Origin of the sequence: uncultured Clostridium sp., assembly GCF_947036855.1 — a bacterium.
GTDB lineage: Bacteria > Bacillota > Clostridia > Clostridiales > Clostridiaceae > Sarcina.
In genome coordinates this window covers 1-5,523 of the sequence record NZ_CAMQRY010000147.1, presented here as the reverse complement: position 1 = coordinate 5,523, position 5,523 = coordinate 1, and the positions used below count along the sequence as shown (strand labels likewise).

Below are 5,523 nucleotides of genomic sequence, written 5' to 3'. Positions count from 1 at the left end.
TCTATAACTATATCCTCTATAATCATTTCTTCAACTGGTGATTCACCTGAAACCTTAGCTACATTTATTTTATCAACTTCTTCCATACCATCTATCACTTTTCCAAATGCTGCATAATTATTATCAAGGTGTTTTGCTTCACTTGTCATTATAAAGAACTGACTTCCACCAGTATCATACCCATTACTTCTAGCCATTGATAAAACACCTTTTGTATGTTTTATATCATTTATTTCAAATCCATTTTTTGCAAACTCTCCAACAATTGAATATCCTGCATCACCAGTTCCGTTTCCTTTTGGACATCCTGCTTGTGCCATAAAATCTTTTATAAGTCTGTGTATCTTTAATCCATCATAAAAATCACTCTCTGCAAGTTCTATAAAGTTATTAACTGTATTTGGTGCTTTATGGGGATATAACTCTGCTCTTATTTCTCCATATCCCTTAATCTTTATTACTGCCTCTGGTAACTTCTCTGGCTTTTCAATTACCTCTGTAACTTTATTAGTTTGTGCTGATTTATCTGCTTTCATACAACCTGCAAAAGCTATTACCGGTACTATAATTAACCCCATAATAAGAATTTTATTCATATATATCTCCCCCTCAAATTTATTAACTTTATTATATACTATCCATAAGCAAAATATATAAAATTTACTTTAAATATGTAAAGATAAAATAATAATTTTATCTTTACATAAATTTACCTTATAATTTATATATAATATCAATTAAACTTGGAGGGGATTTTATTGTCTAATATTTTAAAACCTAATGATACCGTAGCTTTTTTTGCTGCATCAAATGGATTATCTCCTTTTACAGAAGATAATATAAAAAAACTTAAAAAGATTCTTGAAGGATTTGGACTAAATGTTATCTATGGAAACACTTTATTTTCAGATGATAAAGCTAATGCCTTTAATGAAACTGCAAAAGAAAAAGCTGATAATTTAAATAATCTTTTTACTAACAAAAATATTAGAGCTATTTTTGATTTATCCGGTGGTGATTTATCAAATTCAATTTTAGATTACTTAAATTTTGAAGCAATACAAAGACACCCTAAACCGTTCTTTGCTTATAGTGATTTATCAACTGTTCTTAATGCAATTTTTGCAAAGTCTAAATTTCCAACTTTCTATTATCAACTTAAAAACTTAGTTATAGGTGATTTCAAAAAAGAACAAATTAAATTATTCAAAGATACCCTTATGGGTAGTTCTAATGATTTATTTAAATTTGATTATGACTTTATAACGGGAAAATCTCTTAGAGGTATTGTTGTTGGTGGAAATATAAGATGTACCTTAAAACTTGCTGGAACAAAATATATGCCAAGCTTTGCTGGTAAAGTTTTATTCTTAGAAGCTTATAGTGGAAACTCTGCAAAAATATATACTTATTTACATCAATATAAGCAAATTGGTGCATTTGATGATTTAAAAGGAATTATTCTTGGTAGTTTTACAGAAATGGAACTTAATAATATAAAACCCAGTGTTTCTGATATGTTACTTGAAATTCTTGGTGAGGATAATATTATTCCAATAGCTAAAACACAAATGCTAGGGCATGGAAGTGATGCTAAATGTATTGCTATTGGTGCATCTTGTACCCTAACTTAAAAAAAGCTATAAATTAAGTTAATCACTTAATTTATAGCTTTTAATTTTTAAAATCTATTTAAATATTTTATATAATCCTTCTAATGTGTAATACACATCTCTTGTGCAAAACTTTTCTATTTCTTCCATAATGAACTTTCCATAAGCTATTAATGAATCATAATCCTCTTCATCTAAAACATCAAATTCATATACTGCTCTTAATCTATCTGTTATAGCCTGTGCTAAGTAATCGCAGTATATCCCAGTTGCATCACCTTCGTATCCATGCATAACTCCTGCTGTTCTTCCAAGCTCTTTTACACTAAATCCAAGAATTGTATATTTCCCTGTTATGTTTGATTCTTCTTCTAATAATTCATTTTGAGTTGTCTTAAAGTTTATAGCACCTTTAAGTCTTCTTCTAATATCACTTTTATCACTATTTGTTATGTTCTCTTTTATCCATTTACTTGCTTCAATCATCTTATTTTCTCCTTAGTTTATGAATTTAAATATGTACTTTATATTTAAATATTATATACTATCAGAGTATTTTTGAGTATTATTTTTTCAATTTATCTATAATATTAAAGCATTCCACCATCAACAGTTATAATTTGTCCTGTTATATAACTTGAATCATTTGAACATAAGAAACTTACAGTCTTTGCAACTTCATCTACTGTCCCAAATCTATTCATTGGTATTTCCTCTTCTAAATCTTGTCTATCATCAGCATTCATCCAAGAATTCATTTCTGTTTCAATAACCCCTGGTGCAACACAATTTACTCTAACACCAGACATAGCCATTTCTTTTGCAAGTGATTTTGTAAATATATTTATAGCACCTTTAGTTGTTGAATATAACACCTCACAAGATGCACCAACATTTCCCCATATTGAAGATATATTAACTATACTTCCCTTAGTTTTTATAAGCTCCTCTATTGCATATCTTGAAGTATTTATAACACCTTTTAAGTTAGTATCAAAAATTTCATCTATCATTTCATCATCTGAATCCATAAATAACCCCACTTTTGATATCCCTGCATTATTTATAAGGAAATCAATCTTCCCAAACTCTCTTTTAGCAGTTTCAATTATTTCCTTGCATCCACTAGAAGTTCCAACTGATGCCTTTACTAAAATTCCATAACCACCAATTTCTTTTATCATATCTAAAGTTTTTATAGCCTCTTCATCATTTGAATTATAATTTAAAACAAGACTTGCCCCTTTACTTGCAAGTTCTAATGCTATACCTCTTCCTATTCCTCTTGTCCCACCTGTTATAATTGCAACTTTTCCTTTAAAACTCATTTTCCTATCTCCTAATCTTCTAATTATTTTAAAACATCTTTTATTATTCTTATAGCATTCCCACTAAAAATCTTTTCTATTTCCGTTATATTAAAGCCTTCTTTACTTAAAGCATCTGCAAGTTTCATCATTTGACTAGCATCCTTTATCTCCACATCATTCTCTATGCCATCAAAATCACTCCCTAGAGCTATTACATCAATTCCGGCTATATTCCTTATATGTTTTATATGTCTTGTCATATCATCTATTCTAGCCATTTCTGAGTCTAAAACATCATTTCTATTAATTAAAAATGCACTGCAAAAATTAATCCCTGTAATTCCACCATTATTTGAAAGCTTTCTTAGCATATCATCAGTTAAATTTCTTGGGTGTGGACTTTGAACTCTTGCATTAGAATGTGATGCTATTATAGGCTGTTTTGAATATTTTATACAATCATAAAACCCTGCATCTGATAAATGTGATACATCTATAAGCATACCTAGCTTATTCATTTCATCTACAATTTCTATTCCCTTATCCTTAAGCCCTTTATCCTTAAACTTAAATCCTGCATTAGGGAAACCTAAATCATTTTCAAAATTCCAAGTAAGAGTCATAAGTGATATTCCTTCTTTTTTAAACTCACGAAGTTTTTCTATATCACCTTTAATTGCATCTCCCTCTTCAATAGTTAAAAATGCACCTATTTTATTTTCCCTTTTAGCAATTTCTAAATCACTGTAATTTCTACAAAGAGATATTTCATTTTTATTTATCTCAATCTCTTTCTTAAATTTAGAAAGCATAGCTTTGCAATAATCATAAGAATCAAACCCTCTATCTTTTTCTATAAACATAGCAAAAAACTGTGCTAAAGCTTGTCCATTTTTTAACTTTTCTATATCAATGCAAATATCATTTTTTGAAAGTTTCTTATCAAACTCATATATGTGCATAGCAGTATCTGAATGTAAATCTATAAATTCCATTTATATAAATCTCCTCTTGCGTTATTCTATATTTCTATTATATAACCACTCTATGTATTTTTGCGAATGAAATAGGTATGCAATATCAAATTACATACCTAAATAAACTATTTAATTATATCTGCAAATTCTACATCTATAACCTTTTTAAAATCCATTGGACAAATATCCATTTGAAGCCCTATCTTTCCACCTGAAACAATCATAACATCTAAAGCCTGTGCACTAGAATGAATCCTTGTTTTAAAAGCTTTTTTCATTCCAACTGGTGAACATCCACCTCTTATATATCCTGTTATCTTAGTTATATCCTTAACATGAATCATCTCAATATTTTTTTCACTAACTGATTTTGCAGCTTTTTTCATATCAAGTTCTTCTGCTACTGGTATAACAAAAACATAATTAGCCCTGCTATGTCCTACTGTAACCAAAGTTTTAAAAACCTCTTCTGGATTTTTCCCAACTTTATGTGCTACTGCAAGTCCATCAATATGACCATCACTTGAATCATACTCTCTCATTTCATATGATACCTTTGCACTATCTAAAATTCTCATAGCATTCGTCTTGCTTATTTTCATTTGTATCAACTCCCAATCCTCTTGAAACTCTTCCTAGCTGTTGTAGATTTTCCTTACTTAAATGCCTTAAATCTATTCCAGCACTAACTTCACTATAATACATTATCACAATATCTGCTATATTTAGTTTGTTTTTATATGGAGTTTGTTTCACTTGTATAGATTGAATTGCAGATGCTCTAAACCTTTTGTTTTGTTTATAAAAACCACCTGATGTTCCACTTATAATTTTATCATTATATACAAGAGCCATATTTTTTATAACTACTACCCTACTTATGATATTAACTATAGAAAATAGATTCCAAAGAAAAACATAAAAACTATCAAACATCATAAATAATATAATACTAAAAATAAAATTGTACATGATAGGCTTTCCTAAAAAGTATAGTTTTCCTTTAGTAAATTTTTCTTCTTCTCCATCTATAACAAACTCCCCTAAAAATTCACCTAATATATTATTAACCTCTGAATTTTTAACAAACGGTAAAAGCATAATACTACCAATCCCACCACCTCTATAACCTTTAACCTCAAGCTTTATTTCTGAATATGAAAAAAGTTGTCTTATAGGATTTGAATTTACCATAACTGCTTTTATATCATCAATATAAAAATCATACTCTTTCACAGTAAAAAATCCATATTTTATATTAACTTTTTTATCTGTAACAGAAAGTGTAAAGTTTTTAAACTTCAAAATCCAAAACAGACCTATTCCCCCCATAATTATTATAAACACTAAAATAGCTAGTCCTATAACTGTAAAAATATTAATACCACCTATAGTGTTTATTGCATAATCCATAGTGCTATCTAAAATTTTATCAAGTCCAATCTCCATTGCAAAAAATGCTCCTTGAAAAAGTATAAATACACCAAAGAATATTCCACCTGAAGTTAATCCACATAAAAACAAATCTTTATTTTTTGGAATGTTAGTATATATAATATTATCTTTTATTAAATTTTTATTTATCTTTTCAACAGTTTCAATGTTTTCAATACTTTCACTACA

General features: G+C 28.4%; 7 protein-coding genes. 1 reads left to right on the top strand and 6 read right to left on the bottom strand.

Going from position 1 to position 5,523, the window contains the following annotated elements; genetic code table 11:
- Window positions 1-596, bottom strand: a 596-nt coding sequence (locus Q0V15_RS11520) for a peptidylprolyl isomerase (protein WP_297439153.1), incomplete at its 3' end; no start/stop codon positions are given.
- Between the two features lie 162 nt (window positions 597-758).
- Here Q0V15_RS11520 and Q0V15_RS11515 point away from each other — a divergent pair.
- On the top strand, window positions 759-1,634 hold the full coding sequence (locus tag Q0V15_RS11515; protein WP_297439150.1) for an LD-carboxypeptidase: 876 nt from the start codon (window positions 759-761) through the stop codon (window positions 1,632-1,634).
- A 54-nt stretch (window positions 1,635-1,688) separates the two neighbouring features.
- Here the strand turns inward: Q0V15_RS11515 and Q0V15_RS11510 are convergent, their stop codons facing one another.
- The 5 genes from Q0V15_RS11510 to Q0V15_RS11490 form a co-directional block, all read right to left on the bottom strand.
- Entirely contained in the window at window positions 1,689-2,099 is a 411-nt protein-coding gene (locus tag Q0V15_RS11510) for a hypothetical protein (RefSeq protein ID WP_297439148.1), read from the bottom strand.
- Between the two features lie 104 nt (window positions 2,100-2,203).
- Window positions 2,204-2,941: an elongation factor P 5-aminopentanone reductase gene (locus tag Q0V15_RS11505; protein ID WP_297439145.1), complete on the bottom strand. Its 738-nt coding sequence runs from the start codon at window positions 2,939-2,941 to the stop codon at window positions 2,204-2,206.
- Between the two features lie 23 nt (window positions 2,942-2,964).
- Window positions 2,965-3,918: a dipeptidase gene (locus Q0V15_RS11500; RefSeq protein WP_297439142.1), complete on the bottom strand. Its 954-nt coding sequence runs from the start codon at window positions 3,916-3,918 to the stop codon at window positions 2,965-2,967.
- 107 nt (window positions 3,919-4,025) lie between these two features.
- On the bottom strand, window positions 4,026-4,502 hold the full coding sequence (ybaK, locus tag Q0V15_RS11495) for a Cys-tRNA(Pro) deacylase (protein ID WP_297439140.1): 477 nt from the start codon (window positions 4,500-4,502) through the stop codon (window positions 4,026-4,028).
- A partial coding sequence (locus Q0V15_RS11490; protein ID WP_297439138.1) for a PH domain-containing protein occupies window positions 4,462-5,523 on the bottom strand: 1,062 nt, incomplete at its 5' end. The genes Q0V15_RS11490 and ybaK, both read right to left, overlap by 41 nt.